General features: G+C 72.1%; 19 protein-coding genes and 1 riboswitch. Of the genes, 6 read left to right on the forward strand and 13 right to left on the reverse strand.

The window, feature by feature from the left end:
* The first annotated feature begins 600 nt into the window (after positions 1–600).
* Positions 601–1,752 carry a UDP-galactopyranose mutase gene (gene glf, locus H9640_RS18410; protein ID WP_191792231.1) on the forward strand — a complete coding sequence of 384 codons (1,152 nt, stop codon included), beginning with the start codon at positions 601–603 and terminating at the stop codon, positions 1,750–1,752.
* A 97-nt stretch (positions 1,753–1,849) separates the two neighbouring features.
* Here glf and H9640_RS18415 read toward each other — a convergent pair whose 3' ends face one another.
* From H9640_RS18415 to H9640_RS18430, 4 genes are all read right to left on the reverse strand, one after another.
* The gene (locus H9640_RS18415) at positions 1,850–3,085 is read right to left on the reverse strand and encodes a DUF916 domain-containing protein (protein WP_225227474.1); all 1,236 of its coding nucleotides are present in this window, start codon (positions 3,083–3,085) and stop codon (positions 1,850–1,852) included.
* A gap of 149 nt (positions 3,086–3,234) precedes the next feature.
* Positions 3,235–4,503, reverse strand: a complete 1,269-nt coding sequence (locus H9640_RS18420; protein WP_191792232.1) for a hypothetical protein — start codon at positions 4,501–4,503, stop codon at positions 3,235–3,237.
* A 26-nt stretch (positions 4,504–4,529) separates the two neighbouring features.
* Complete coding sequence (locus tag H9640_RS18425) at positions 4,530–5,534, reverse strand: TIM barrel protein (RefSeq protein WP_204806806.1); 1,005 nt, start codon at positions 5,532–5,534, stop codon at positions 4,530–4,532.
* A 60-nt stretch (positions 5,535–5,594) separates the two neighbouring features.
* Positions 5,595–9,011, reverse strand: a complete 3,417-nt coding sequence (locus H9640_RS18430; RefSeq protein WP_307823906.1) for a PQQ-dependent sugar dehydrogenase — start codon at positions 9,009–9,011, stop codon at positions 5,595–5,597.
* Positions 9,012–9,621: 610 nt separating this feature from the next.
* Between H9640_RS18430 and H9640_RS18435 the strand changes: the two genes are divergently transcribed.
* The gene (locus tag H9640_RS18435; protein WP_191792234.1) at positions 9,622–10,761 is read left to right on the forward strand and encodes a PrsW family glutamic-type intramembrane protease; all 1,140 of its coding nucleotides are present in this window, start codon (positions 9,622–9,624) and stop codon (positions 10,759–10,761) included.
* Positions 10,762–10,856: 95 nt separating this feature from the next.
* On the opposite strand, the gene H9640_RS18440 is transcribed toward H9640_RS18435, so the two are convergent.
* Positions 10,857–11,279: a hypothetical protein gene (locus H9640_RS18440; protein WP_191792235.1), complete on the reverse strand. Its 423-nt coding sequence runs from the start codon at positions 11,277–11,279 to the stop codon at positions 10,857–10,859.
* 202 nt (positions 11,280–11,481) lie between these two features.
* On the opposite strand from H9640_RS18440, the gene H9640_RS18445 reads away from it, so the two are divergent.
* Entirely contained in the window at positions 11,482–12,066 is a 585-nt protein-coding gene (locus H9640_RS18445; RefSeq protein ID WP_307823905.1) for a P-loop NTPase family protein, read from the forward strand.
* Here the strand turns inward: H9640_RS18445 and H9640_RS18450 are convergent.
* From H9640_RS18450 to H9640_RS18480, 7 genes are all read right to left on the reverse strand, one after another.
* A complete protein-coding gene (locus tag H9640_RS18450) occupies positions 12,035–12,463 on the reverse strand; it encodes a (deoxy)nucleoside triphosphate pyrophosphohydrolase (protein WP_191792236.1) in 429 nt (142 codons plus the stop codon). The two genes, H9640_RS18445 and H9640_RS18450, sit on opposite strands and share 32 nt — an antisense overlap.
* 160 nt (positions 12,464–12,623) lie before the next feature.
* On the reverse strand, positions 12,624–12,866 hold the full coding sequence (locus tag H9640_RS18455; RefSeq protein ID WP_138826958.1) for a LuxR C-terminal-related transcriptional regulator: 243 nt from the start codon (positions 12,864–12,866) through the stop codon (positions 12,624–12,626).
* 377 nt (positions 12,867–13,243) lie between these two features.
* A complete protein-coding gene (gene gcvH, locus H9640_RS18460; RefSeq protein WP_191792237.1) occupies positions 13,244–13,615 on the reverse strand; it encodes a glycine cleavage system protein GcvH in 372 nt (123 codons plus the stop codon).
* A 69-nt stretch (positions 13,616–13,684) separates the two neighbouring features.
* A complete protein-coding gene (gcvT, locus tag H9640_RS18465) occupies positions 13,685–14,860 on the reverse strand; it encodes a glycine cleavage system aminomethyltransferase GcvT (RefSeq protein ID WP_191792238.1) in 1,176 nt (391 codons plus the stop codon).
* Between the two features lie 123 nt (positions 14,861–14,983).
* On the reverse strand, positions 14,984–17,884 hold the full coding sequence (gcvP, locus tag H9640_RS18470; protein ID WP_191792239.1) for an aminomethyl-transferring glycine dehydrogenase: 2,901 nt from the start codon (positions 17,882–17,884) through the stop codon (positions 14,984–14,986).
* Between the two features lie 209 nt (positions 17,885–18,093).
* A riboswitch (glycine riboswitch) is annotated at positions 18,094–18,194 on the reverse strand.
* A 28-nt stretch (positions 18,195–18,222) separates the two neighbouring features.
* Positions 18,223–19,656: a lactate/malate family dehydrogenase gene (locus H9640_RS18475; protein WP_191792240.1), complete on the reverse strand. Its 1,434-nt coding sequence runs from the start codon at positions 19,654–19,656 to the stop codon at positions 18,223–18,225.
* 76 nt (positions 19,657–19,732) lie between these two features.
* Positions 19,733–21,802 carry an MSCRAMM family protein gene (locus tag H9640_RS18480; RefSeq protein WP_318243844.1) on the reverse strand — a complete coding sequence of 690 codons (2,070 nt, stop codon included), beginning with the start codon at positions 21,800–21,802 and terminating at the stop codon, positions 19,733–19,735.
* Between the two features lie 220 nt (positions 21,803–22,022).
* Between H9640_RS18480 and H9640_RS18485 the strand changes: the two genes are divergently transcribed.
* Both H9640_RS18485 and H9640_RS18490 read left to right on the forward strand, forming a co-directional pair.
* Positions 22,023–22,673, forward strand: coding sequence for a hypothetical protein (locus tag H9640_RS18485; protein ID WP_191792241.1), 651 nt, complete (start codon positions 22,023–22,025; stop codon positions 22,671–22,673).
* 162 nt (positions 22,674–22,835) lie between these two features.
* On the forward strand, positions 22,836–23,036 hold the full coding sequence (locus H9640_RS18490) for a hypothetical protein (protein WP_191792242.1): 201 nt from the start codon (positions 22,836–22,838) through the stop codon (positions 23,034–23,036).
* Positions 23,037–23,047: 11 nt separating this feature from the next.
* Here the strand turns inward: H9640_RS18490 and H9640_RS18495 are convergent, their stop codons facing one another.
* Entirely contained in the window at positions 23,048–23,953 is a 906-nt protein-coding gene (locus H9640_RS18495) for a LysR family transcriptional regulator (protein ID WP_191792243.1), read from the reverse strand.
* A 195-nt stretch (positions 23,954–24,148) separates the two neighbouring features.
* On the opposite strand from H9640_RS18495, the gene H9640_RS18500 reads away from it, so the two are divergent.
* Positions 24,149–24,490 carry a CBU_0592 family membrane protein gene (locus tag H9640_RS18500; RefSeq protein ID WP_191792244.1) on the forward strand — a complete coding sequence of 114 codons (342 nt, stop codon included), beginning with the start codon at positions 24,149–24,151 and terminating at the stop codon, positions 24,488–24,490.
* Positions 24,491–24,492 lie beyond the last annotated feature (2 nt).

A 24,492-nucleotide genomic window follows, 5' to 3' on the forward strand; every position in this document is an offset into this window, starting at 1 on the left:
GCCGCCCCCGGACGCCGCTCAGCAAACCCCGACCACGCCTGACCAATCCGACCGAACATCACACACTCACTCTCACGAAGGGGTACCGCGCAGCACGGCGGGGCGCCGGGCGTGGGGGGACGGGAACGTCTCGATCGTCATCGGCCTCCTTGCCGTTCGGGTGCTCCGTCGTGCTCCTCGGTGACGGGGCGCACGGACGACGTGTCGCCCGTGCGCCCGATCCGGACGCCGCCCCGCACGTGCGGGCGGCCGTCCTCGTCATGGGGGTCGTGAGTACTGCGGCGCCGCCTCCCCGTCCGGGAGTGGCGTCGTCGGAAGTCAAGCACCCCCCGGCGGCCCACCGCCCCGCTGTGCACAACCTGTCGATCAGGACGCATGATCTGTCGTCCGAGGCGCCAGCGGCCGGCGCCCGCCCCGGCCCCGACGCCGTCGTGGGAGCCTCCCGGCGGTGCGCTCAGCAGGGCGCTATATGCTGCAGTCCTTCGAGCTCGTCGGCGCCCGTGACCTCGATCCCGAGACTCCCGGTGAGGTTCCCGGGCCGCACGGGCGCCCCTCGACGCAGGTGCGCCGAGCGACGTGACGGCCGGTTCAGCTGGGAGCATGATGACGGATCTCGTGGTGGTGGGAGCAGGCTTCTTCGGCCTGACCGTGGCGGAGCGCCTCGCGACGGAGCGCGGGCTCAAGGTCCTCGTGATCGACCGCCGGTCGCACATCGGGGGGAACGCGTACAGCGCGACCGAGCCGGAGACCGGCATCGAGGTGCACCAGTACGGGGCACACCTCTTCCACACCTCGAACGAGCGGGTGTGGGAGTACGTCAACCGGTTCACGCGGTTCACGTCGTACGTGCACCGCGTCTACAGCACGCACCGCGGCGAGGTGTACCCCCTGCCGATCAACCTGGGGACCATCAACCAGTTCTTCCGCAGCGCCCTGGGGCCCGACGCGGCGCGCGCCCTGATCCGCGAGCAGGCGGCCGAGCTCGGCGGGAGGACCCCGCAGAACCTGGACGAGCAGGGCGTGAGCCTCATCGGCCGCCCGCTCTACGAGGCGTTCGTCCGTGACTACACGGCCAAGCAGTGGCAGACGGACCCTCGGGACCTCCCGGCGTCGGTCATCTCCCGCCTCCCGGTCCGGTACACGTACGACAACCGCTACTTCGCCGACACCCACGAGGGCCTTCCCGTCGACGGGTACACGGCGTGGCTCGAACGCATGGCCGACCACCCGAACATCACCGTGCAGCTCGACACCGACTTCTTCGACGCCTCGCAGCCCGTGAACAAGCAGGCGGTCGTCGGCCACGTCCCGGTCGTGTACACCGGGCCTGTGGACCGCTACTTCGACCACGCCGAGGGCGAGCTCTCGTGGCGGACGCTCGACTTCGAGCAGGAGGTCCTGCCCGTGGGCGACTTCCAGGGCACCTCCGTCATGAACTACCCGGACGCCGACGTCCCCTACACCCGGATCCACGAGTTCCGGCACTTCCACCCGGAGCGCGACTACCCGACCGACAAGACCGTCATCATGCGGGAGTTCTCCCGCTTCGCCGAGCGGACCGACGAGCCCTACTACCCGGTCAGCACCGCCGTCGACCGCGAGCGGCTCACGGCCTACCGCCGCCTCGCGGAGGGCGAGCCCGAGGTCTTCTTCGGCGGTCGCCTGGGCACCTACCAGTACCTCGACATGCACATGGCGATCGGGTCGGCGCTCTCGACCGTCGACAACCGGCTCGACCCGCTGTTCTCCTGACCCCGGCCAGGTGGCCGGGGCACGTCAGTCGGCCGACGCACGTCAAGGTGGCCGGGGCACGCCAGTCGGCCAGGGCGCGCCAGGTGGCCGGCGCACGTCAGGCGACGGGCTGCTCGTCGCGCTCCTTGAGGGCCTGGGCCACGGCCTCGGCGACCTTGCGCTCGTCACGGACACGGCGCCGTCGGGCAGCGCGACGCCACAGCACGACGCCCGCCACGAGCAGGACCAGCAGCGCGAGGGCGGCCCACGGCACCGCGAGCGTCGACGCCGACGCCGACGCGGGGGCTACGACCGGGGCCTCGCCGTCGGCCGCGCCGATCGCCGTGACGACCTCCGCGGTCACCCGCACGTCCGCCGAGACCCGGCCGAGCGGCCACACGCCGTCGACCGTCACGGTGCGCGTCACGGACGTCCCGGGGAGCAGCTCGGGGAGCTCGACGCGCGGGGTGCTCTGCGCGCCGGCGCCCCACGGCCCCGCGACCCGCACGACCTGACCGGCGGCCAGGCGCGTGTTGCCGTCGTTCGTGACAGTGAACGTCACGGTCGCGTCGCCCGCCGCGAAGGGGTTGAGCGTGCCGTCGTAGGTGACCGAGACGTCGTCGAGCACGACGGCGGGGACCAGGTCGCCCGCGACGCGCAGGTGCATGCGCGATCCCAGCCGGCGGTCGACGCTCACGCCCTCGGCGTTCTCGACCAGCAGCGAGGACACGACGCCCGCCGCGTAGTCGCCGGGCGTCGCGTCGGTCGGGACGGTCAGGGTGAACGGGACGACCACGCTGTCGCCGCCCTCGACCGTGACCTCCTCCCCCGCGAAGGACACCCACGCACCGAGAGCGGAGGACTCCTCGCCCGCGGGCAGCAGGTCGAGCTCGCCCGCCTCGGTCATGAACCCGTCGGCCGCGTAGACGCGGAACGTCAGGGGCCCCTGCGTGTAGTTGGAGACGATGATCCCGTCGTCCAGGCTCGCGCCCGGCTCGAGGGCGTAGGCGTAGTTGGGGCGCTCGGTACCGTGCACGGTGTCGGCGGGGCGCACGCCCCAGGTCACGGGCGCCGCAGCGGGCGCGGCGCCGTCGGTCGCCGCAGGATCCTCCGGCCCGACGGCGGCGCTCACCACGTGCGGGAGCGCGGCGGACCGCGAGGACAGCGCGAGGGCGGACGCGCCCGGGGCCACCAGCGAGACGAGCAGGCCCACGACGAGCGTCACCGCGAGGACCGCGAGGATCCACAGGGCGTGGCTGTGGCCGTTCACCCGCTGGTGCGCGCGCACGTTGGTCAGCGCGGACCGCCCGTCGGTGTCCCGCTCGGGCCGGAGGAAGAGCTGCTGCATGGCCATGGTCGTGCCTGCTTTCGTGATGCCCGGCCGGGACGGCCAGGTCGTTCGCCCCGTCCGGCGGCTGTCCGGCGGGTGGGACGGGCTGTTGAGCGGTGGTGCCGGCCGGCCTGTGGAGGAACGGGCCGGCCGGCACCACGGTCACGGCGTGACTAGCTGAGCGCGGTCAGCGTCATCGTCGCGTTGTAGGTCCCCTCGTTCACCGAGAGCGGGAGCTTGAGGTCCAGCTCCGCCCCGATGACCGCGGAGCCGCGGGCGTGCCCGGCCTCCGCGCTGCCCAGGGTGCGGGCGACGGACAGGCCGTCACCCTCGACGAAGCCCGAGGCGACGGCCGCACCCGCGACCGCTCCGCCGTCGTTCTCCAGGAGCTCGGGCGTCCACCCGAGGTACTTGCCGGACACCGTCTCGCCGCCCGCGACGAAGTCGCTGACCTGCGCCGAGACCGACCAGGCCGGGGCGTTGATGCGGGTGTCCGTGACGCGGACCGGCACCAGGTCGCCCGAGGCCGCGAAGTGGTCGCCCTGCTCCTCGGCCACACCCAGGTCGACGAGACCCGTCGAGCCTTCGAGGCTCCACGTGAGCTCGCCCGGCCGGGGCTCGGGGATCACGACCGCGACCGACTGGTCGCCCGCCGCGAGCGCGCCGGGGGCCGTGCCGGTGAGGTCGCCCTCGACCGAGCCCGCGGTGTTGCCCGGACCGAAGTTCGCCGCCGGGGTGTTGTCCGCGAGGCGCACGGCCCCGTGGACCGTGGTGCCCGCGACCTGGAGGTTCGCGGTGTTGCCGGTCAGGACGAGGTCCCCACCCACCGTGTTGCCCCACTGGTCGGCGGTCCCGTCGGCGTTCGCGCCGATCAGCGCGTCGCGCGAGGTGCCCGTCACGGACAGGCTGCCCCCCACGACCGCGCCCCCGAGGCTGACGCCGAAGTCGCTGTCGCCGAGCGTCGCGTCGCCGCCCACGCTCGTGCGCAGCACGTCGACGTAGGTCGCGGCCTGCGTCGTGAGGTTGCCTGTGATCTTGGTGTCCGAGATCTCGACGTCGACCCCGCCCGTCGCGACGCTGCCACCCACGCGCAGGTCGTACAGGTAGAGGAACCCGGTGCGGGACCCCGCGGTGTACGAGCTGATGTCGCCGCCCACGCTCGCGCCGTCGATCAGGACGCCGTACGCGTCGGTCGCGACGACGTCGCCCTCGATGACCGCCTCGGTCGCGTCGAGCCATGCGTCGTCACCGACCGTGATCGAACCCTGGACCGTCGTGCCACCGAGGACACAGGTCGCCCCCGCGGGGACCACCAGGTCGCCCGCGACGACCGTGTCGTCGAGCTCGGTCGTGCAGTTCGTGACCGCGGCGTGCGCCGACGGTGCGGCGACCGCGAGCAGCGCGAACGCTGTGGCAGCGGCTGCTGAAACCTTCCACTTCATGTCGATTCTCCTGTGATCTCGGTGGGTCAGCCGCGAAGGCCGTAGATGGAGGTGTAGCTGCGTCGTGCGTTGCCCAGCGAGTTCAAGGGGTTCGGCGGCTCGGCGACCGAGCTCGCGTTGTCCTGCTCGTACAGGCCGAAGTGCTGGCCGCGCGTGCGGAGCTGTGAGAGGAAGGACTGGTAGTCGATGCTGCCGGCGCCGAACTCGATGATGTCGTAGCCGTTGGCGCTGCTCGGGTTGGCCTTGCCGTCCTTGAGGTGCAGCATCGGGAAGCGCCGCGGGTCGCGCTTGATGTACTCGATGGGCTCGAACCCGGGGTACTTGTACTGGCCGACGTGCGCCCAGTAGACGTCCATCTCGAAGAAGACGAGCGACGGGTCGAACTCGTCCCACAGCAGGTCGTACACGCGACGGCTCGGGTCGTCGGACGTGAAGCGGAACTCGCCGTCGTGGTTGTGCGCGTAGAGCTTGAGGCCCGCCGCCTTGGCCTTCTCCCCCATGGCGTTCCACGTCTGCGCCGCGGCCGTCCACGCCGCGACCGTGTTGGTGCCGTTGATCGGGCCGCCCTGGCCGAGGTGCGGCATGCCGAGGATCAGCGCCTTCTCGATCTCGGCGTCGATGTTGTTCGGGTTGAGGTTGACGTGCGACCCCACGGCCCGCAGGCCGTTGTCGTCGAGGATCTGGCGGATCTCCGCGGGGGTGATCGCACCGACCTGCCCCTGCGTGTACCCGGCGAACTCGATCTCGGAGTAGCCGATGTCGGCGAGCTCCTCGAGCACGGCCCGGAAGCCGAGCTGGCTGACCTTGTCACGGACGGTGTACAGCTGGATGCCGATGCGGTTGACCGGGACCAGGCGGTTGCGTCCGCTGCTGGGAGCCGCGGCCACGCTGCCGAGCGCGGACGCCGCCGTCGGGCCCAGGGCCGCGCCGACGCCCACGGCGACCGTCGACGCAGCGAGGGCCTTGAGCAGGTTCCGCCGGCTCATCGGCCGAGCCGGGATGGACTCGTGGTAGTGCTCGTGTGAACTCATGTCTCTCCTTCGAGGTGAGGTTCGGTGGCCCCGGGCGCGCGCCCCCGGGCCACCACGTGCCTAGTTGCGGACGGTGAGGTTGAGCGACGTCGCGCTCTTGGTGACGCCGGTCGAGCCCTGGTAGGCGATCTCGACCTTGTAGGTGCCCACCTCGGGGAGCTTCGGGAGCGTCACGACGACGTTGCCCTCGGCGTCGAGCGTCCCGGTGCGGGTAGCGACCGTGGCGTTGTTGCGCTTGACCGTCACCGTGACGTCGCCCGTGGCGACGACGCCCGTCGAGCTCTCGACCGAGATGTTCGCCTTGGCGGCGATCGAGGGCTTGACCGGGTTGGGCGAGACCGAGCCCGAGACGGTCGACGAGGCCGCGGCCACCGTGAGGCGCACGGTCGACGAGGACTTCTTGAAGACCTGGTCGGCCTGGTAGCTCGCCTTGAGGGTGTGCGTCCCGACGGCGAGCGACGGGTCGAGCGCGATCGTCGCGACGCCCTCGACGAGGGTCCCGCGACCGACCTCGGTGTCGCCCGAGGTGAGGACGACGTCGCCCGTGGGCGTACCGCCCTCGCCCGTGACGGTGACCGTGGCCTCGCCCGGAGCCCCGTAGGAGACGCGGGCCGAGGACACGGCGACCTTGGTGACCGACGAGACCGTGGGCTCGTTCGGTGCGGCGAGGTCGATCGTGAAGGAGACCGAGCCGACCGTCGAGACGTTGCCGCCCGTGTCGGTCGCGCGGTACTGGAGGGTGCGCGCACCGTTGGTCGTGAAGCTCACGCCGTACGCGCCGCCGGCCGCAGCCACGTTCGTCCAGGTCTGACCGTTGTTGGTCGAGTACTGCACGCTCGCGAGCGCGCCGTCGTCCTTGACGTCGAGGTTCATGCGCACGGCCTTGTTGTAGACGCCGCCCACGCCCGTGGGCGCCGCCGGGTCGAGCGAGTGCGTGATGGTCGGCGCCTTGACGTCGCCGACGCCCACGCCCTGGAAGTCGAACGAGTCGACGGCCAGCTCGTTGGCCGAGGTCACGAAGAGCGTGCCCGAACCCTGCGGGGCGTTCGTGAACGGCACCGTGACCTCCTTCCAGCCTGCGCCGGAGGGGATCTGCGCGGTCGCGAACGGTGCCGCGTCGGCCGCACCCCAGCGGAGCTGGAGCTGACCGCCACCGTTGGCGACGACCTTGACGCCCGTGATCCCGGCGAAGTTCACCGGGCTGTAGGACAGGTGGTCACCGGTGCCGAGCCCGCGGATCGCCTGACCGGCACCCGCCGTCTCGTCCTCGTAGGCCACGACGCCCTTGCTCTTGGCGTGCTCGGCCTGCTGGACGAACGGGTTGAGCTGGACGGTCGCCTCGCCGGGAGCGGCGGGCAGGCCGTTGTGCCCGTTGTCGGTGTAGGACACGACGACGGCGCCGTAGATGTGCGCGCCCTCACCGTGCTGCGGCGAGTCGGGGGACGTCTTCCACGCCCCCGTGCAGCCCGTGCCCGAGACCTCGGGGTGGGCGTGCTCGTCGTGGCCCAGGCCGTAGGTCCACGCCACGCGGTTGCACGCGGTCGCGGTCCCGTCCTCGGCGTCGTTCGTCGAGACCTTGAACGGCACGGCCTGGCCCCAGCTGAAGAACGAGCCGTCGCCGGGGTAGTCGACCGTGACCGTCGGTGCCTGGTTGCCGACCGAGATGACCTTGGAGGTCAGCGTGAACTTGCCCTTGGCGTCGGTCACGCGCAGGCGGGCGTTGTACTGGCCGAGCGTCGTGTAGGTGTGGCTCGCCGTGACGCCCGTGGCGTCGAACGATCCGTTGCCGTCGAAGTCCCACTGGTAGGTGAGGGCGTCGCCGTCGGGGTCGCTCGAGGTGCCCGCGTCGAAGGCCACCGTGAGCGGCGCCTCGGAGGACGAGGTCGGGTTCGCGGTGAACCGCGCCTGCGGCGCCTTGTTCCCCTCGGCGTAGGACACCTTGTACAGGCCGGCGTCCGGGTTGGCGCGGAAGAATCCGTCGCCGTAGTCGAGCACGTAGAGCGAGCCGTCGGGGCCGAACTCCATGTCGATCATGTTGTCGTTCAGCGGCTGCGCGTTCTTCGCGAGCTGCGCGTTGGGCGTGAAGTCCTCGATGTGCGTGACCTCGTAGGAGTCCCAGTCGACCGTGAAGGCCGCCAGGTAGTCCTGCGAGAACTCACCGAAGAACGCCTTGTTGTCCCAGTACTCCGGGAGCTTGGACGTCGAGGGGTTCTCGGCGTCGTAGTGGTAGACGGGGGCTCCCATGGGCGCCTGGCCGCTGCCTGCCCCGAAGTTCACGAGCTCGTCCCACGGCTGGTCGCCGGGGCGGTCGCCGTAGTAGAGCGTCGCCTCACGGGCCGGCGGCAGGTCGACGAGGCCCGTGTTCCAGCGCGAGTTGTTCTTGAGCGCGGCCGGGTCGAAGAAGGCCCCGGGCGTGCTCGTCGCGAAGTTCCACTCGTTGTAGGCCGCGTTGGGCCCGTGCACGTAGGGCCAGCCCGCGTTGTGCGGGTCGTCGAGGCTCACGGTGTTCCACTCGACGTAGCCCATGGGGCCACGGTTCGGGTCGGCGTTGGCCGCGTCCGGTCCGTAGTCGCCCCACGAGAGGCTGTTCGTCTCGGGGTCGACGTCGATGCGGAACGGGTTGCGGACACCCATCACGAAGATCTCGGGCCGGGTCTTCTCGGTGCCGACCGGGAAGAGGTTGCCCTCGGGGATCGTGTAGGTGCCGTCCGGCTGGACCGTGATGCGCAGGATCTTGCCGCGCAGGTCGTTGGTGTTGCCGGCGCCGCGACGCGAGTCCAGACCGGGGTTCATCCCGGGAGCGTCGTTGTTGGGGGCGAAGCCGTTGGCTCCGGGCGCGCTGGCGGGGGTGTTGTCACCGGTCGACAGGTAGAGGTTGCCGTCGCCGTCCCAGTCGATGTCGGCGCCGACGTGGCAGCACTGACCGCGCTGGACCTCGACGTCGAGGATCTTCTGCTCAGAGGCCAGGTCGAGCCCGGTGCCGGTCCACTGGAAGCGGGAGAGGCGGTTGACGCCCTTCCACTGGTCCCAGTAGCTCGCGTCGGCGCCGGCGGGCAGCGTGTTGGGGGCCGAGCCCGCGGGGGTGCCGCTGAGCGGGGCGTAGACGAGGTAGACCCAGTTGTTCTCGGCGAAGTTCGGGTCGACGGCGATGCCCTGCAGGCCGTCCTCGGAGTTCGCGTAGACGGGGATCTTGTTGGTGACCGACGTGACGCCGGTCTGGGGGTCCGTGAGCCGGACGTCCCCGTTGCGTGCGGTGTGCAGGATCTTGCCGTCGGGCAGGATCGCGAGGTCGATCGGCTCGCCGACGTCCTTGGTCAGCAGGATCTTCTCGTAGTTGGACCAGTCGAGCGCGGCCTCCGCGCCGGGCTCGCTGCCGTGGTCGACGCCGTCGTGCGCGATGGCCGGGGCCGTCGCGGCCGCGAGGCCGGTCAGGGCCAGGACGCCGGCGAGCGAGGCGGCGACCACCCTTGATCTCACGGTCCTTCGTTCAGGAATAGACTTCACAGTGATGCAGCTCCTCATCGGGGTTCATCGCCGGGCCGAGCCACCGCTCGCTGCTGGAACAGCGGGAACACGGGTGGCTCGGTCTTTATGTCTGTACGGGGGCGGCGTCCGGGGCTGCGTGCCCGCGCCGCTGCTGCTGTCCTCCCCTCGCCGTCGAGTGGTGGTGGGACCCGTGGGTCGCACCGGCTGAGCACACCGGGGTCTCCCCCGTCGGGACGAGCGATCTGCCGCGGAGGCAAGATGCTCGGTATGTCATGGATCAGGGTGGATCTACCTGCGAGAACGGCAGTCTTCCTCGACCACCTGGTAGGAATCTAGGGGGACTTCTATCGCCTGTCAATCAAAAGTCGAAACCTGCCGCTCACTAGTAGGGCACAGATGCCGAACACGCGCGCGCGGGGGGACGGCCTCGTCGAGTGCGCGGTTCGGGTCGTCCCGGGCTCGCGCAGCACCACCCGACGTGCCCGCTCGGCAACATCGCGACATCGCGACGAAGCGACCCGATCACGGTCCGTGACGACGAGTGTCGGCGTGTCGTGCCGCTCGGAGTCTCGACGACGGAACCTGGTGATTGGCTGAAGTCATGATGCTCAACATCCTCGGCGCGGTCCTGCTGATCGTCGGCTTCTACGCCGCGTGGCGACTCGCGCCGAAGCGCCCCGACGCCCCTGCCGCAGGCTGGTTCCCCGACCCCGCCTCGAAGTCCCCGCGCAGCCGCCTCTGGGACGGCCAGGCCTGGACGGCACGAGTCACGGGCGGCGCCGAGCGGGCGAACCGCGGCCACCACTTCCGAGGCCGGTTCTGGGGCCGGTGGGTCTGGAGCCTCGCCGCCGCGCTGGTCGTCCTCGGGATCGGGATCGCCGCCTACCAGGCGACCGAGAACGTGCACGTCATGGCCGTCACGAGCTTCTTGGCCATGGCCCTCGTGTGCTGGGCGTTCTACGGCTTCGTCGACCGCCAGCTCTCGCTGCGCGACGTGATCGGCCTCCGCCAGGTCGCGGCCGTCGCGGTCGCCTCGGCCGGCGCCACGTTCCTCGTCGCCCTGAACCTCAACGACCTCACCGGTTCGATCGGCGGCATCTCGCTCGCGACGGCCCTCGTCGGGTTCACCGAGGAGACCGCCAAGCTGCTCGTCCCCATCGCGCTGTTCCTGCTCGGTACCTACCGCAACCCGCGTGCAGGTGTCGCGATCGGGCTCGCGTCCGGGTTCGGCTTCGCGATCGCGGAGACCACGCTGTACGCCTACCAGACGGCCGCGGCCTCAGGTCCCGCCTTCTGCGGTGGCGAGACCCCTGCGGTCACCACCGGATCGGTGATCGCCGCCCAGGTCGCCCGTATCTTCGGCGTCTCGCCGTTCCACTGGCTCTTCACGGGCATCGCGGTCGCGATCGCGTGGCGCGCGTGGCACCTCTACGGCCGCAAGGGGACGCCTGCCGCGATCGGCGGGATCGTGCTCGTCATGGTCGTCCACTCGCTCAACGACACCAGCGCGACCCTGGGATGCGGCGAGCCCACGGTCCAGTCGCTCCTGGCCATGGTCCGCTACGTCCTGGTGATCGTCATGTACCTGGTCTTCAAGGCGTGGACCCGCAAGCACACGCCGCCGACGATGATCGGCTCGGTCAGCAAGGGGTGGACCCCGAAGCACCTCGGGGAGCAGCAGGTCTCGGCCGACGAGGCCCCCGCGCAGGGCGGCCCCGCGCGCGAGCCCGCCGACGGCTGACCCGCACACGAACAAGCCCGACCGCGGTCTCGACGACGCCCCCGCTCCCCTCGACGGGGAGCGGGGGCGTCGGTCGTCCCGTGCGGGCGCGTCGGTCACGCCCGGAAGTACCGCCGGGACGCCCCGTTCCAGAGCAGCGCGAGCACCAGGAGGGCGACGACGATCGTCAGCACGGCCCCCGTCAGGTGGTGCGGACCGAAGCGCAGCAGCGAGTAGACGCCGACGCCGACCCGGAGCAGCATGACGACCGTGATCGCCATGAGCGCCCACCTCCCCCTGGTCTGGAGGCCGAGCGCGACGAGCACGACGAGCACCCCGACGACGAGGCTCAGGAGCGCGAAGAACTGGATCTCGGCGCGGGTCGCGGCGATCGCCCCGGTCACTGCGGCGTCGCCCGCGAGCAGGAACAGCGCGACGCTGCCCACGACGTCGGTCACGGCCGCGATCCACGTGAGCGCGACCGCGACGGTGACGCTCACGGGTCGTGCCGGGGGGCCCAGTCCGGTGAGGTCGCTCATGCGGGGCACCTCTCTCTGCGTGGGGACGCCGTGCGTGCACGAGGCCCGGTCGGGCGGTCGGAGGTAGGTGCGATGCCCGGTCCGACTACCCCGCGCGCCGCGATCTGCGTCCCTCCGTGATACCAGCGCCGGGACGTGACCGCGCGGCGAAGCCCGGCCGCAGAGCGGCGGTCGTCACCGGCCCGTCGGGTAGTGTCCCCGGGTGCTCACCCTCCTCGGCCCCGTGGACGACGTCGTCGCACACCTCGGGCACAGCCCTCGCCGCGTCGTCGTGGCCGGGGTCTCGGGGTCGGGGAAGACGACCCTCGCGCGGCGGGTCGCCGCACGGCTCGACCTGCCGCACACCGAGATCGACGCGCTCTTCCACGGCCCGGGATGGACTCCCCGGGCGACGTTCCTCGACGACGTGCGCGACGTCGTCGGGCAGGAGGGTTTCGTCGTCGAGTGGCAGTACCGCGCGGCGCGACAGCTTCTCCTGGACGAGGCCGACCTCGTCGTGTGGCTCGACCTGCCGGTGGCGACGACGATGCGCCAGGTCGTGGCACGCACGCTGCGGCGCGCGTGGCGGCACGAGGTGCTGTGGAACGGCAACGTCGAGCCACCGCTGCGGACGGTCCTCCGGGACCCGGGCCACGTCGTCCGGTGGGCGTGGTCCACGCGGCACTCGTTGCGCGACCTCCCGGCAACGGTCGCACGCCAGGACCCGCCGCCGGTTCTCGTGCGCCTGCGCAGCAGGCGTCAGGTCGAGACCTGGGTCAGACGGCTTCCTGCGCCACCCAGTCGCTGAGCGCGTCGACGATCCGGACGTCGCCGTCCAGCCAGTCGACGCTCCCCCACTCGCCGGTCGGCAACCAGGACAGCTCGTCATGCTCGACGAGCGGCTCGGGCTCCCCCGCCACGATGCGGGCGAGCCACAGACGCATGACGTGCCGGTCCGTGATGTTCCAGCCGCCTTCGTCAGGCCCGGCGAGCTCGTCACCGAGCTCGACCTGCACGCCCAGCTCCTCGCGGAGCTCACGGTGCAGCCCGTCGACGGGTGTCTCCCCCGGATCGACCTTGCCCCCCGGGAACTCCCAGCGCCCCGCGAGCTCGACCGGCCGAGAACGGCGGGCGGCGAGCAGCAGGCGAGGGTTCGTGAGGTCGTCGACGACGGCGGCGGCCACCACGAGACGGCGGGAGATCATGTGCGCAGTGTTTCATGCCGACCATGACGGGACCTGGCTCGACCGTGGCCTCGGCACGCGTGCCCGCGTGCGCCAGGCCCCCTGTCGACGACCACGGACGTGCTCCGCGCCCCGTGCTTCCCGCCCGCGGAACGGGCGGGGTCTCCCCCGAGAGCCGGTGTCAGCGGATACCTGCGTCCTTGGCCCACTGGACGGCCTCGGCGCGCGTCGAGACACCGAGCTTGCGGTAGAGGCTGCGCACCTGCGACTTCACGGTGTTGCGGGTGACGAACAGCTTGGTGGCGATCTGCTCCAGGGTGATGTCCTCGGAAAGGTTCGACAGCACGACCTGCTCACGGCGGGTGAGTGGTGCTGCGAGCTGGACGGCCGGCGACTCTGTCCGGGCCAGTTCGATGATGCTCATGCTTCCTCCATGTGCTGACCGGTCTTCCCATCGCGTCATGGGTCGATCCGGTGAGGTGCTGCTACTGGGAGAGATGGGCGAACCCGCGATTCATGACGCGGTTCTTCACCCTCAATCTCAGAGGTCTTTCACGACGGGGTCCCCAGCGGCGTGATGCACAGTATCCACGCAGGTCAGATGCCGAAAATCCGGACTCTGGCAACAACGGCCGATATCTCCGATGTGTCGCGGATCACCCGTCGTTCGTTGCGACAAGAAATGTGATCCGCCTCACAGTCTTGCTCCCCAGCATGCTGAGTGACAACCGGAAACGCCCGAGGGCCGCCCCTGCGACAGTGTCGCGGAGCGGCCCTCGGGCGATTCCGGGGGGCGGGCGGTCAGCCGCCCACGAGCGCGCTGTACTCGTCGGCCGTGAGCACCGGTCCGGTCTCGGTCACGTCGACCTTGATCAGCCAGCCGCCGGCGAACGGCTCGGCGTTGACGAGGGACGGGTCGTCGATCGCGGCCTGGTTGACCTCTGCCACGGTCCCGGTGACCGGCGAGTACAGCTCGGAGACCGACTTGGTCGACTCGACCTCACCGATCACCGAGCCTGCCGTGACGGTCGCGCCGACCTCGGGCAGCTCGAGGTAGACGATGTCACCGAGGGCCTCGGCGGCCGTGCTCGTGATGCCGACGACGGCGGGGGTCGAGGCGTCGAGCCACTCGTGCTCGGCGGTGTACTGCAGGTCGGCGGGGAAGTCTGCCATGAGGTGCTCCTGGTCTGCTGGTGGAGATCGGGGGGTACGGGGGACGGGGATCGAGCCGTGGGGCCCGGGTCAGGACGCCTGGGGACGACGGTAGAACGGCATGGGCACGATCACCACCGGCTCCTCACGGCCCCGGACGTCGACCGCGAGCTCGGTGCCCTCGGCGCTGAACTCGGGCGTCACGTAGGCCATGGCGACCGGATACCCGAGGGTCGGCGAGGGGGCGCCCGAGGTCACGAAGCCGATCTGCACGTCGGGGTCCTTGCCCGGGATCACGACCGGGTATCCCGCGCGAGCCGGCCTCTTTCCCAGGCCACGGAGGCCCACGAGCACGCGCGCAGGCTGAGCGCCCTTGCGGGACGCCAGGGCCGCGCGGCCCACGAAGTCGAGAGGGTTGCCCTCGGCGTCGACCTTGTCGAGCTTCACGACGCGGCCCAGGCCCGCCTCGAACGGCGTCGTGGTCGTGTCGAGCTCGTGGCCGTAGAGCGGCATGCCGGCTTCGAGGCGCAACGAGTCGCGCGCCGAGAGCCCGGCGGGGACCAGGCCGTGAGGCTCCCCTGCGACAAGCACCTTCTGCCACAGCTCGCGGGCCGCTCCGGCGGGCACGAAGAGCTCGAACCCGTCCTCCCCCGTGTACCCGGTGCGGGCCACGAGGGCGTCGATCCCCGCGACCCGGAGCTCGACCGAGGCGTAGTACTTCAGGTCCTTGATGACTTGTACATCGCCGGGCGCCACGAGCGAGCCGACGATCTCCTCGGCACGCGGCCCCTGGACCGCGACGAGCGCGGTGTCCGCGGCCTGGTCGGTGACGGTCGCGTCGAAGCCCTTCGAGCGACGGACCAGCTCGTCGGTCACGAGCGGCGCGTTCCCGGCGTTGGCCACGACGAGGAACCGCTCCTCGCCCAGACGGTAGACGACCAGGTCGTCGAGCACCGAGCCGTCCTCGGCGCAGATCATCGTGTAGCGCGCACGGCCCACGGCGACCGCCGTGAGGTTGCCCACGAGGGCGTGGTCCAGGGCTGCGGCCGCCTGGGGTCCGCTGACCTCGATCTCGCCCATGTGCGAGAGGTCGAACAGGCCAGCGGCCTCGCGCACCCCGCGGTGCTCGGCCAGGTCGCTCGTGTAGCGCAGCGGCATCTGCCACCCGCCGAAGCTCGTGAGCGAGGCCCCCAGGGCGACGTGCTCGGCGTGGAGCGGGCTGAGGCGGTCAGCGACCGGGGTGGTGTCCTGCACGGACTCCGTCATGGTGATCCTCTCTGCGGTGCCAGGACGAGGGTGACCTCTACGTCACCCACGCCCTGACGGTCCTGGGGTGGGTCCGAGGTGTCAGAACCAGCGTGGCCTCGTGGTCACGCTGGTTCTGACACCTCAGGAGTACGACTCGATCGGGGGGCAGGAGCACACGAGGTTGCGGTCGCCACGCGCCCCGTCGATGCGGCGCACGGGCGGCCAGTACTTGCCCGACCGCAGCGTAGCGAGCGGGTAGGCCGCGACCTCGCGCGAGTAGGGCTTGTCCCAGGCGTCCGAGACGACCGCGGCGGCAGTGTGAGGCGCCCCGCGCAGCGGCGACTCCTCGATGCCCCACGTACCGGCCGCGACCTCGTCGATCTCGGCCTTGATCGCGACCATCGCCGCCACGAAGCGCTCGAGCTCGGCGAGGTCCTCGCTCTCGGTCGGCTCGACCATGAGCGTGCCCGCGACCGGGAAGGACAGCGTGGGCGCGTGGAACCCGTAGTCCATGAGGCGCTTGGCCACGTCCTCGGCCGTGACGCCGGTCTGCGCGGTGATCGGGCGCAGGTCGAGGATGCACTCGTGCGCGACCAGGCCCGCCTCGCCGGTGTAGAGCACGGGGAAGTGCTCGGTCAGGCGGCTGGCCAGGTAGTTGGCGGCGAGCACGGCGGTCTTGGTCGCGGCCTCCAGGCCGTCGGGACCCATGAGGGCGACGTACGCGTAGGAGATCGGGAGGATGCCGGCCGAGCCGAAGGGAGCGGCCGAGACCGGTGCCGCCCCCTCGCCCGTGAGGGGGTTCCCGGGGAGGAACGGGACCAGGTGCTCGGCGACGGCGACGGGTCCGACCCCGGGGCCGCCACCGCCGTGCGGGATGCAGAACGTCTTGTGCAGGTTCAGGTGCGAGACGTCGCCCCCGAACTCGCCGGGCCGGGCGAGCCCGACGAGCGCGTTGAGGTTCGCGCCATCGATGTACACCTGGCCCCCAACCGCATGTACAAGATCGCAGACCTCGCGCACGTGCTCCTCGTAGACGCCGTGGGTCGAGGGGTAGGTGATCATGATCGCCGCGACCTGGGGGCCGTGCTGCTCGAGCTTGGCGCGCAGGTCGTCGAGCTGGACCTCGCCCTTCTCGGACGTCGCCACGACCACGACGCGCATGCCCGCCAGCGCCGCCGACGCCGCGTTGGTGCCGTGCGCCGAGGCGGGGATGAGGCACACGTCGCGCCCCTCCTCGCCGCGCGAGCGGTGGTAGTCGCGGATCGCGAGCAGGCCCGCGAACTCGCCCTGCGACCCCGCGTTGGGCTGCACCGAGACGCCCGCGTAGCCCGTGATCTCGGTGAGCTGGGCCTGGAGGCCGTCGATCAGCTCGGCGTATCCGAGGGCCTGGTCGGCGGGCACGAAGGGATGCAGGTCCGCGAACCCGGGCCAGGAGATGGCCTCCATCTCGGCGGTCGCGTTGAGCTTCATGGTGCACGAGCCGAGCGGGATCATGGTGCGGTCGAGCGCGAGGTCCTTGTCGGAGAGCGAGCGCAGGTAGCGCAGCATCGCGGTCTCCGAGCGGTGGCGGTGGAACACCGGGTGGGTCAGGTAGTCCGTCGTGCGCAGCAGTTCCGGGGTCAGCACGCTGCCGCCGCCGACGAACCCGAGGTCCTGGCCGGCCGCGAAGACCTCGACGAGCGCGAGCACGTCGTCGGGGGTCGTCGTCTCGTCGCACGCAATCTGTACATGATCAGAATCCGGGTTGTACACATTGATCCCGGCGTCCGCCGCGGCAGCGACCAGGGCTGCCGCGCGACCCGGCACCACGGCCGCCACGGTGTCGAAGAAGACCTCGTGGCGAACCTCGACGCCCGCGGCCCGCAGACCGTTCGCGAGCGCCACGGCCCGCGAGTGCACGCGCTCCGCGATCTCCTTGAGCCCTGCGGGCCCGTGGTAGACCGCGTACATCGACGCGACGATCGCGAGCAGCGCCTGGGCCGTGCAGATGTTGCTCGTCGCCTTCTCGCGGCGGATGTGCTGCTCGCGGGTCTGCAGGGCCAGGCGGTAGGCCTGGTCGCCGTCGGCGTCGACCGACACCCCGACAAGCCGGCCCGGGAGCGACCGCTCGAGGCCCTTGCGGACCGCCATGAACGCGGCGTGCGGGCCGCCGTAGAACAGCGGCACGCCGAAGCGCTGGGCGGAGCCCACCGCGACGTCCGCACCGAGCTCGCCGGGGGAGACGAGCAGGGTGAGGGCCAGCAGGTCGGCGGCGATCGTCACCAGAGCGCCCTGCTCCTTGGTCTCGGCGACGAGGGGGCGCAGGTCCCGGACCACGCCCGAGGTGCCGCTCTGCTGCAGCACCACGCCGATGAGCTTCTGGTCCGCCACCCCGGCGGCGACGAGGCCCGCCGTCACGCCCTCGGACAGGTCGACCACGACCACCGGCAGGCCCACCGACTCGGCCCGGGCCCGGGCCACGGCGATCGTCTGCGGGAACAGCTCGGAGTCCAGGGCGACGACGCCCGCCCCACCCTTGGCCGCGCGCCACATGAGCGCGACCGCCTCGGCGACCGCGGTGGCCTCGTCGAGCAGCGACGCGTTGGCGACCTCGAGCCCGGTCAGGTCGAGGACCACGGTCTGGAAGTTGAGCAGCGCCTCGAGGCGCCCCTGGGAGATCTCGGGCTGGTACGGCGTGTACGCCGTGTACCAGGCGGGAGACTCGAGCACGTTGCGCCGGACGACCGGGGGAGTGATGGTCCCGTAGTAGCCGAGACCGATCATCTGCGTCTTGACGACGTTCTTGGCCGCGATGGCCCGCAGGTCCGCGAGGACCTCGGACTCGGTGCTGGCCGCGGGCAGGTCGAGCGGGCGGTCGGTCCGGATCGAGTCCGGGACCGCGGCGTCGATCAACGCGTCGAGCGAGTCGTAGCCGAGCTCGGCGAGCATGGTCGCGACCTCACCCGAGGGCGCGCCGGCCGAGTCCTCGGAGACCGGGCGGGGCCCGAGGTGGCGGAACGGGAAGTGCGCGCTGTCGAACGCGTCGCTGGACTGCTGTGTCACGGAGGTCTCCGGGGGTCGGCGAGGAAGACGACGGCAGGCCCAGGGGCCCGCCCGTTCCTCCCCGCTCTGTCATCGGACGCGCAGCGTCGACCTGAGAGTTTTGCCGGTCCGCCATGGTCCTCACGGACCCGGGGCGCGCCGGCTTGCACCGTCGGTAGGGGACTCCTGCGCCCGAGGGCGGGCGCGGAGCCACCGCTTTCCAGAGTTGCCTCGCCACCGCGGTACGTCGGCCTGAGAGATTCTCGGGGAGGAGTTGCTCCTTCGGCGCCGACCTCACCCTGAGGTGGCCGGGCTCTCCCGCAGTGGTTCGAGCAGCAGTATGTGGTTGTGCGCCCAGCCTAGCGCGCAGGTTCGTGCGGCGGTGCGGTCGTCTCGCCGTCAGCGCCGTGCACGACGACGGAGCGCACCGTCGCCAGACGTCGCACCGCCCGCTCGAGCGCCCTCGCGCGACGTTCGCTGGCCCGGAAACCCACGTGAATCGTGCCCGCGTCGCCGTCGCCCTCGACCTCCTCGGTCGCGAGGTGCTCGAAGCTCACGCCGCGCGTCGAGAAGACGCCCGTGAGGCCGGTCAGGGTGCCCGCTCGGTGCAGGCCCTCGACCTGGGCCACCCAGGCGGGTTCGGCCGCGTCGGGGCCGGGGGGCACGCCTTCGGGCGTGGTGGGCCTGCCGGCTCCCCGGGCGGCGGGCGATGCGCCCGGCTCGCCCACCACTCCCGCCGTCCGCAGGGCCGACCCCACGGCCGCCGCCGCCCCGCGCAGGCGGTGCGTCTCGTCGTCGGGCAGGGCGTCCAGAAGGACGCGCGTCCATCCCTCGGGCCCCAGCACGAGCGGGACGCCCAGGACGCCTCGCTGCGGCTCGCCCGCGAGCGCCACCTCGCCGTCCAGGGCGACCTGACCGGCGACGACGATCTCGCGGCCGTCGAGCACCACCTCGACGAGGTCGACCGTCGCGGACGCCGTGGCGGTCGCCGTCTTGGCGCCGCTCTGGTGCGTCATCCAGGGGCGTGCGACGACGCGCAGGTCGGCGGGCCACGTGTCGATCAGGCGGTACGCGGCGCCGACGTCGGTGGCCGCGACCTCGACGAGCTCGGCCTTGGCGGCGGCGATCTCGTCCGGGAACCGGTCGAGCGTGCGTCCGCGGCGCAGGAGCCGCACGGCCCGGTCGCGCTCGGCGAGGTCGTGCCCGCTGAGGCGGACCGTCGACCAGAGCGGCACGGCGTCCTCGCCGTGCTGACCACCGACGAAGCCGCCCACGCGGTGCCGTCGGACGCCCAGCTCGACGGCGATCTCGCGCCGGAAGCGCAGGGTGTCGAGCCAGGCGCCCATCCCGACGACGCGTCGCGCGCCCAGCGCCTGGGCCATCACGGCGACGCCGACCTCGACGGGGTTGGACACCACGATCACGACCTCGTGCCCCGACCCGTGCAGCGCGATCGCGTCGGCGTACTCGGCGAAGACCTCGCGGTTCGCGACGGCGAGGCCGGTCCGGTCGAGCGACGCTCCGGAGCGGGCGGGAGTCGTCGCCCCGGCCGCGACGACGACCACGTCGGCGACGACGTCGGCGGGGGAGTGGGCCACGTCGACGAGCGGGGCGTGCTCGTCGTAGGCGTCGACCAGGTCCGCGCGCAGCCCGTGGACCGCGCGCCCCGAGGCGCCGCCGGGCCGGCCGACGAGCTGCAGCCGGGAGGTCGTCGGCAGGATGCGGCGCTCGACGAGCTGCGTGACGACCTGCCGCCCGACGTCACCGGTCGCTCCGAGCACCGCTACGTCCATCCGAGCAGGCTACGTCCGGAAAGTCCCCTCCGCAGGCAGGAGCGTTCGCGGTGGCGCGCTGGCCGGGGGAGCGTCCTCAGGCCCGACGGCGCAGCGCTCGTCCGCCGACCAGGGCGAGTCCTGCGGTGGTCAGCGCAGCGGCAACCGCGAGCGGGACGGTCGGGTCTGCGCCCGAGCTCGCGAGACGTGCCGGGGCTGCCGGGCCGGTCGTGCGTCCGGCACCGGCCGCCGCACCAGGGAAGGAGGCCGGCGGGGTGCCCGGGCCGACGGGCGGCGGCTCGACGGGGACGACCGGCTCGACGGCTACGGCTGCCTCGACCGTGAAGTCCTGGTCGAGGCGCGACTCGCCCCCGCTCGTGAGGGTCACGACGCTCTCGACCGGCCCCGTGGCCACGTAGCCGCCCGGCACGGTCAGCGTGATCGTGTAGTCGCCCGGGCCGAGCCCGTCGACGAAGTAGGTCCCGTCCGGGCCGGACGTGAGCGGGACGTCGCCGCCGGGGCCGCTCACCAGGACGGCCGCCCCCGGGACCGGCGCGCCGTCGTCGGCCGTGACCGTGCCGCCGACCGCGCCCGGCCGGGCGAGCGTGAAGTCGATCCCGGTCACGTCCTGCGCACCCAGCGTGACGGTGCGCGACGCCGGTTCGTCCACCGTGAACCCGGGCGGGGGAGCGACCGTGACCGTGTACGGACCGGCGGGGAGAAGATCGAAGAGGTACGTGCCGTCCGCGGCCGTGAGGGTGCTGCCCGTCGCGCCTCCCGGTCCCGTGAAGGACACCACCGCCCCCGCGACGCCCAGTCCGCCCGCCGTCACCGCCCCGGAGGCCGCCGGGAAGGGCTGGACCACGAAGCTCACGGTACGCAGCGCCTCCTCCCCGGGAAAGACCTCGAACGACTGACCGGGCTCCTCCACCGTGTACCCCGGCGGCGGTGTCACGGTCACGGTGTGCTGCCCCAGGGCGACCTGGTCGACGAGGTACGCCCCGTTCGAGTCGGTCACCGCCGTGACGGGCCCGCCCGGGCCCGCGATCGTGATGGTGGCGCCGGGGACGGGCGTCCCGTCCTCCGTGAGGACGGTGCCGCCCACCGGGACCGGGAGGATCGGGCGGACCGTGAAGTCGACCCCGGTCGCGTCGGTCGCCGCGAGGTCCGCGGGCAGGGAGCCGGGGCCGACGACGACGTACCCCGCCTGACCCGCCGGGGCCGGCGGAGGGGTGACCTCGACCGTGTACCCGTCCGCCGCGGTGTACCCCGTGAACGAGTACGTGCCGTCGGCTCCCGAGGTCGTGGTCGCGAGCCGGACCCCGTCCGCGGACAGGAGCGCGAGCGTCGCACCGACGACGGGCCCCACGCCCTGCAGCACGACCGTCCCGGTGACGTCGCGTGCGAGCGACGCGAACCACGTCTGGAAGACGGGGAAGCCGGAGCGCTGCTGGAACAGGAGCGTCAGGCTCGTCACGGGCGCCGTGGGCTCGAACCAGCCCGTGGCCCCTGACGTGTCGGTCGCCGCCGTGTTCCCTTGCAGGACGCCCGTCGCGGGGTTCCACGTCGGGACGTCCACGCCCGTGCAGGCCGGGCTCGGGGCGACCGCGCAGTAGTTGAACCCGCCCTGGTAGCCCAGCTCGGCCCCCGTCAGGAGCCGGCCTCCCTCACCCCGGGCGACGACCGTCACCTGGTCGGCGTCGATGTCGCCCAGGACGAATGTCCACCCGCCCGCCGGGGTGGGGCGCTCGAACGTGTACGTCGTGGTCGACGGGGTGGTCGGGGTGTCGGCCCGCGGGCGCAGGTTCAGGTAGGGCTGCCCCTGGCTCGACCCGTACCTCGCCCCGACCGGCGTCGCAGCGCTCAGCCATGAGCTGGTCCCGGACTGGACGCCCACCTGACCGGCCCGCGAGTCCGACGTCACCGTCGCGGCCGGGAATCCTCCCGCGGGCAGCCGCATCGTCGTCGTGAAGCTGCCGCCCGTCCCGGTGAGCGGCTCCCAGGCGGCCCAGCCCGCCGTGGTCGCCGCGGTCGCGGGGACCGGGCCGCCGAGGCCGATACCGAGGCCGACGACCACGGCGAGGGCCAGGGCGCGGACGGCCCCGAGACGTCGGGCGGGCGGTGTCTGCGAGGCGGTGGCAGCCTCGGCCCGCTGGGGTTCGCGCACCTTCCACACGGTAGGAGCACGCGCCGGACGGCGCGCGCCGGACGGACCGAGCCGTGCGCGGGTTCCCCGGCGCGCTCGCGAGGGCGCCCCGCGCGGTCTGCGCCGCGGCGACAGCCCCTGCGCCACGGGAAGCAGGCCGACGCCGCGCCCGCCGCATAGGAGGTGGAAAACCGACGTGTGCTCCTGGCGAGCATGCCCGAGATCGACGGAGGTGCGGTCTGTGACGACCCCCGAGAATCGCCGTGCGGGGTTCTTGCTGATAGCCGCCACCCTCGTGATGCTCGCACTGCTCGCGCTGCTCGAGGGTTGCGTCGGGGACGCTCGCGGGAACCCGGCGGGTCCGGGAGCCGACGGGTCGTCCGTGCAGGACGCCGCGGCCACGGCCCCGGCGCACGAGGAGCTCGCCGTCGCCACGGGCGAGAAGATCGCCGCGGAGGACGTCGACAGGCTCCCCGACGGCAAGAGGGCGTTCGCCCTGCCCGACGGGTCGCGGGTCGTCGTCACGAGTGACGAACCCTTGCCGGAGCGTGTCAGGTCCTACGTGCAGGGCCAGGTCGACAAGAGCGTCCAGGACCCGGGCGTACCCGACCAGATCGTCACGAACCGCAGCCTGATCGTCGACACCGCCCAGGGCATCGCCCGCAAGATCGGCCTCCAGACGGGCAAGCAGATCGTGTTCGTGTACCCGCTCGTCGGGAGCTGCCCGGCAGGGACCGCCCCCGTCCTCGGCTGGGCGCACACCTCGATCACGTTCTACGACACGTTCGACTGCGACGTGCTGGCGACCAGGGAGGAGGCCGAGGCGCGGGTCGCAGCGACCGTCGCAGCCCAGAAGGACCCGGAGCGGTACCAGGTGTTCGTCCGTGAGTAGCGCCCACACGATCTCCACGACTCTCCCCATGGTCCCGCCCACGTGCGCGGGCGCGCCTCCTTCGCCCCGCCCGTGCGGCGGGCAGGATGAGGTGCTCATCCCGTCGCGCGCCCGCGTCGAGGACCACCACGAGCGCCCGAGGGGGCTTCACCCAGCATGGACATGACCTCGCAGGACCAGCAGCCCCGCAAGTCCGCCTACGTCCCTCGGCACCTCGCCACACCGGACGTGCCGGCCCGGGGCGTCGACCTCCCCGCGGACCCCCGGGCGATGCGCTGGGACCGGTCGGCGGGCACCCTCACCCGGGTCCTGGACGAGCTGTCGGTGCTCGACGACGGGAGCCTGTCGGTCGGCAGGCGCTGAGCGCCCCTGGTTCAGCCCAGCTCGATCGCCGAGGCCGCCGCGACCATCTCGTCGATGACCGCGTTCACGACGGGCCGGGGCTCGTGCCGGGTGGCCCGGTGGCGTGCGACGAGACGACGCGAACCGAGACCTGGGAGCGGGACGACCGTGACGCCGTCGGGCATCTCGCCCTGGACGGCGAGCGCAGGAAGCATCGCGACGCCCTGCCCGGCGGCGACGAGCGCGAGCGCGACGTCGAAGTCGTAGTACGAGTGGCGCGTGCGCAGCGTCGTGCCGAGCGTGCGCGAGAGTCGGCGCAGGGCGCGGGCCGCGGCCGTGGTGGTCTCGGGTCCCAGCCAGACCGCGTCGCGCACGTCGTCGAGTCGCGCGGGCGTGGGGAACGCCGCGGGCACCACGACGCGCCACGGCTCGTCGAGCAGCGGGACCTCGCGCATCCCGCGCGGCGCGGGGGAGTCGGCGTCCTCGTCGCGCTCCAGGAGGACGATGTCCAGGTCGCCGCTGCGCAGCAGCCGCAGGGCCTCGGCGGGCTCGAGCTCCTGGACGTCGAGCTCGACGCCGGGGTAGCGCGCCTCGAGCGACGCGAAGGTGGGGGCGACGACCGCGCGGATCGCGGTCTGGAACGACCCGACGGACACCGTCCCGGTCATCTCCTCGCTCATCGCGACGATGGCCTTGCGGGCCTCGACCATCTCGGACTCGATGCGTTCGGCGGCCTCGGCGAGGATGCGGCCCGCAGGTGTGAGGGTCACGCCACGGGGTCCCCGGTCGAGGACCTGGATCTTCTCCTCGGCCTCCAGACGCGCTATTTGCTGAGACACGGCAGAGGGCGTCACGTGCAGCAGGTCGGCCGCCGCCAGGACGCCTCCGGACCGGTGCACGGCAAGCAGGAAACCAAGTCTTCGTGGGTCCGTGGCCATGTAGTGATGCTAAACGGCCACGTCAGAGTTCTTCAATTGTGCTGAATGATTTTCGGGGTCACACTTGTGACGTGGCGCCGGCCGGTCCTCCTCAAAAGGGGCTGGCGCCCACAATCCACCTGGTCGCTGCAGCGTCGCAGCTCCCACCAGGCCCCCCCTCCCCGATCCCTTCATGACCCCTGCCCGGAGACCGCCATGTCCGCTTCCCCCGCCCTCGTCGACCTGGTCGTGACCCCCCTCGGATGGGTCGGCGCGATCGCGGCCGTCACGGCGTACGCGATGGTCACCCGCGGCCGCTGGTCGGGGGACTCGCTGCGGTTCCAGCTCACGAACTTCGTGGGCGCCGGGCTCATGTGCCTGGTCGCCGCGGTCAACGGCGTGTGGCCCTCGGCGGTCGCGAACGTGGTGTGGATCGTCATCGGCGGTCAGGCCATCGTCGTGCTCGTCAAGGCCCGACGGCGTCGCGCGACCGAGGCGGTCGTCATCCCTCTCGAAGCGCCCACCGCCCAGGCGCGTGCCGTGGACCTGGCTGCCTGACG

The organism is Oerskovia gallyi, from assembly GCF_014836745.1.
In the GTDB taxonomy this organism is placed as follows: Bacteria; Actinomycetota; Actinomycetes; order Actinomycetales; family Cellulomonadaceae; genus Oerskovia; species Oerskovia paurometabola.

Bases quoted from the DNA above. Each gene is read 5' to 3' on its own strand.
- glf (WP_191792231.1), top strand. From the start codon at position 601: ATGATGACGGATCTCGTGGTGGTGGGAGCAGGCTTCTTCGGCCTGACC.
- H9640_RS18415 (WP_225227474.1), bottom strand. From the start codon at position 3,085: ATGGCCATGCAGCAGCTCTTCCTCCGGCCCGAGCGGGACACCGACGGG.
- H9640_RS18420 (WP_191792232.1), bottom strand. From the start codon at position 4,503: ATGAAGTGGAAGGTTTCAGCAGCCGCTGCCACAGCGTTCGCGCTGCTC.
- H9640_RS18425 (WP_204806806.1), bottom strand. From the start codon at position 5,534: ATGAGTTCACACGAGCACTACCACGAGTCCATCCCGGCTCGGCCGATG.
- H9640_RS18435 (WP_191792234.1), top strand. From the start codon at position 9,622: ATGATGCTCAACATCCTCGGCGCGGTCCTGCTGATCGTCGGCTTCTAC.
- H9640_RS18440 (WP_191792235.1), bottom strand. From the start codon at position 11,279: ATGAGCGACCTCACCGGACTGGGCCCCCCGGCACGACCCGTGAGCGTC.
- H9640_RS18450 (WP_191792236.1), bottom strand. From the start codon at position 12,463: ATGATCTCCCGCCGTCTCGTGGTGGCCGCCGCCGTCGTCGACGACCTC.
- H9640_RS18455 (WP_138826958.1), bottom strand. From the start codon at position 12,866: ATGAGCATCATCGAACTGGCCCGGACAGAGTCGCCGGCCGTCCAGCTC.
- gcvH (WP_191792237.1), bottom strand. From the start codon at position 13,615: ATGGCAGACTTCCCCGCCGACCTGCAGTACACCGCCGAGCACGAGTGG.
- gcvT (WP_191792238.1), bottom strand. From the start codon at position 14,860: ATGACGGAGTCCGTGCAGGACACCACCCCGGTCGCTGACCGCCTCAGC.
- H9640_RS18475 (WP_191792240.1), bottom strand. From the start codon at position 19,656: ATGGACGTAGCGGTGCTCGGAGCGACCGGTGACGTCGGGCGGCAGGTC.
- H9640_RS18490 (WP_191792242.1), top strand. From the start codon at position 22,836: ATGACCTCGCAGGACCAGCAGCCCCGCAAGTCCGCCTACGTCCCTCGG.
- H9640_RS18495 (WP_191792243.1), bottom strand. From the start codon at position 23,953: ATGGCCACGGACCCACGAAGACTTGGTTTCCTGCTTGCCGTGCACCGG.
- H9640_RS18500 (WP_191792244.1), top strand. From the start codon at position 24,149: ATGTCCGCTTCCCCCGCCCTCGTCGACCTGGTCGTGACCCCCCTCGGA.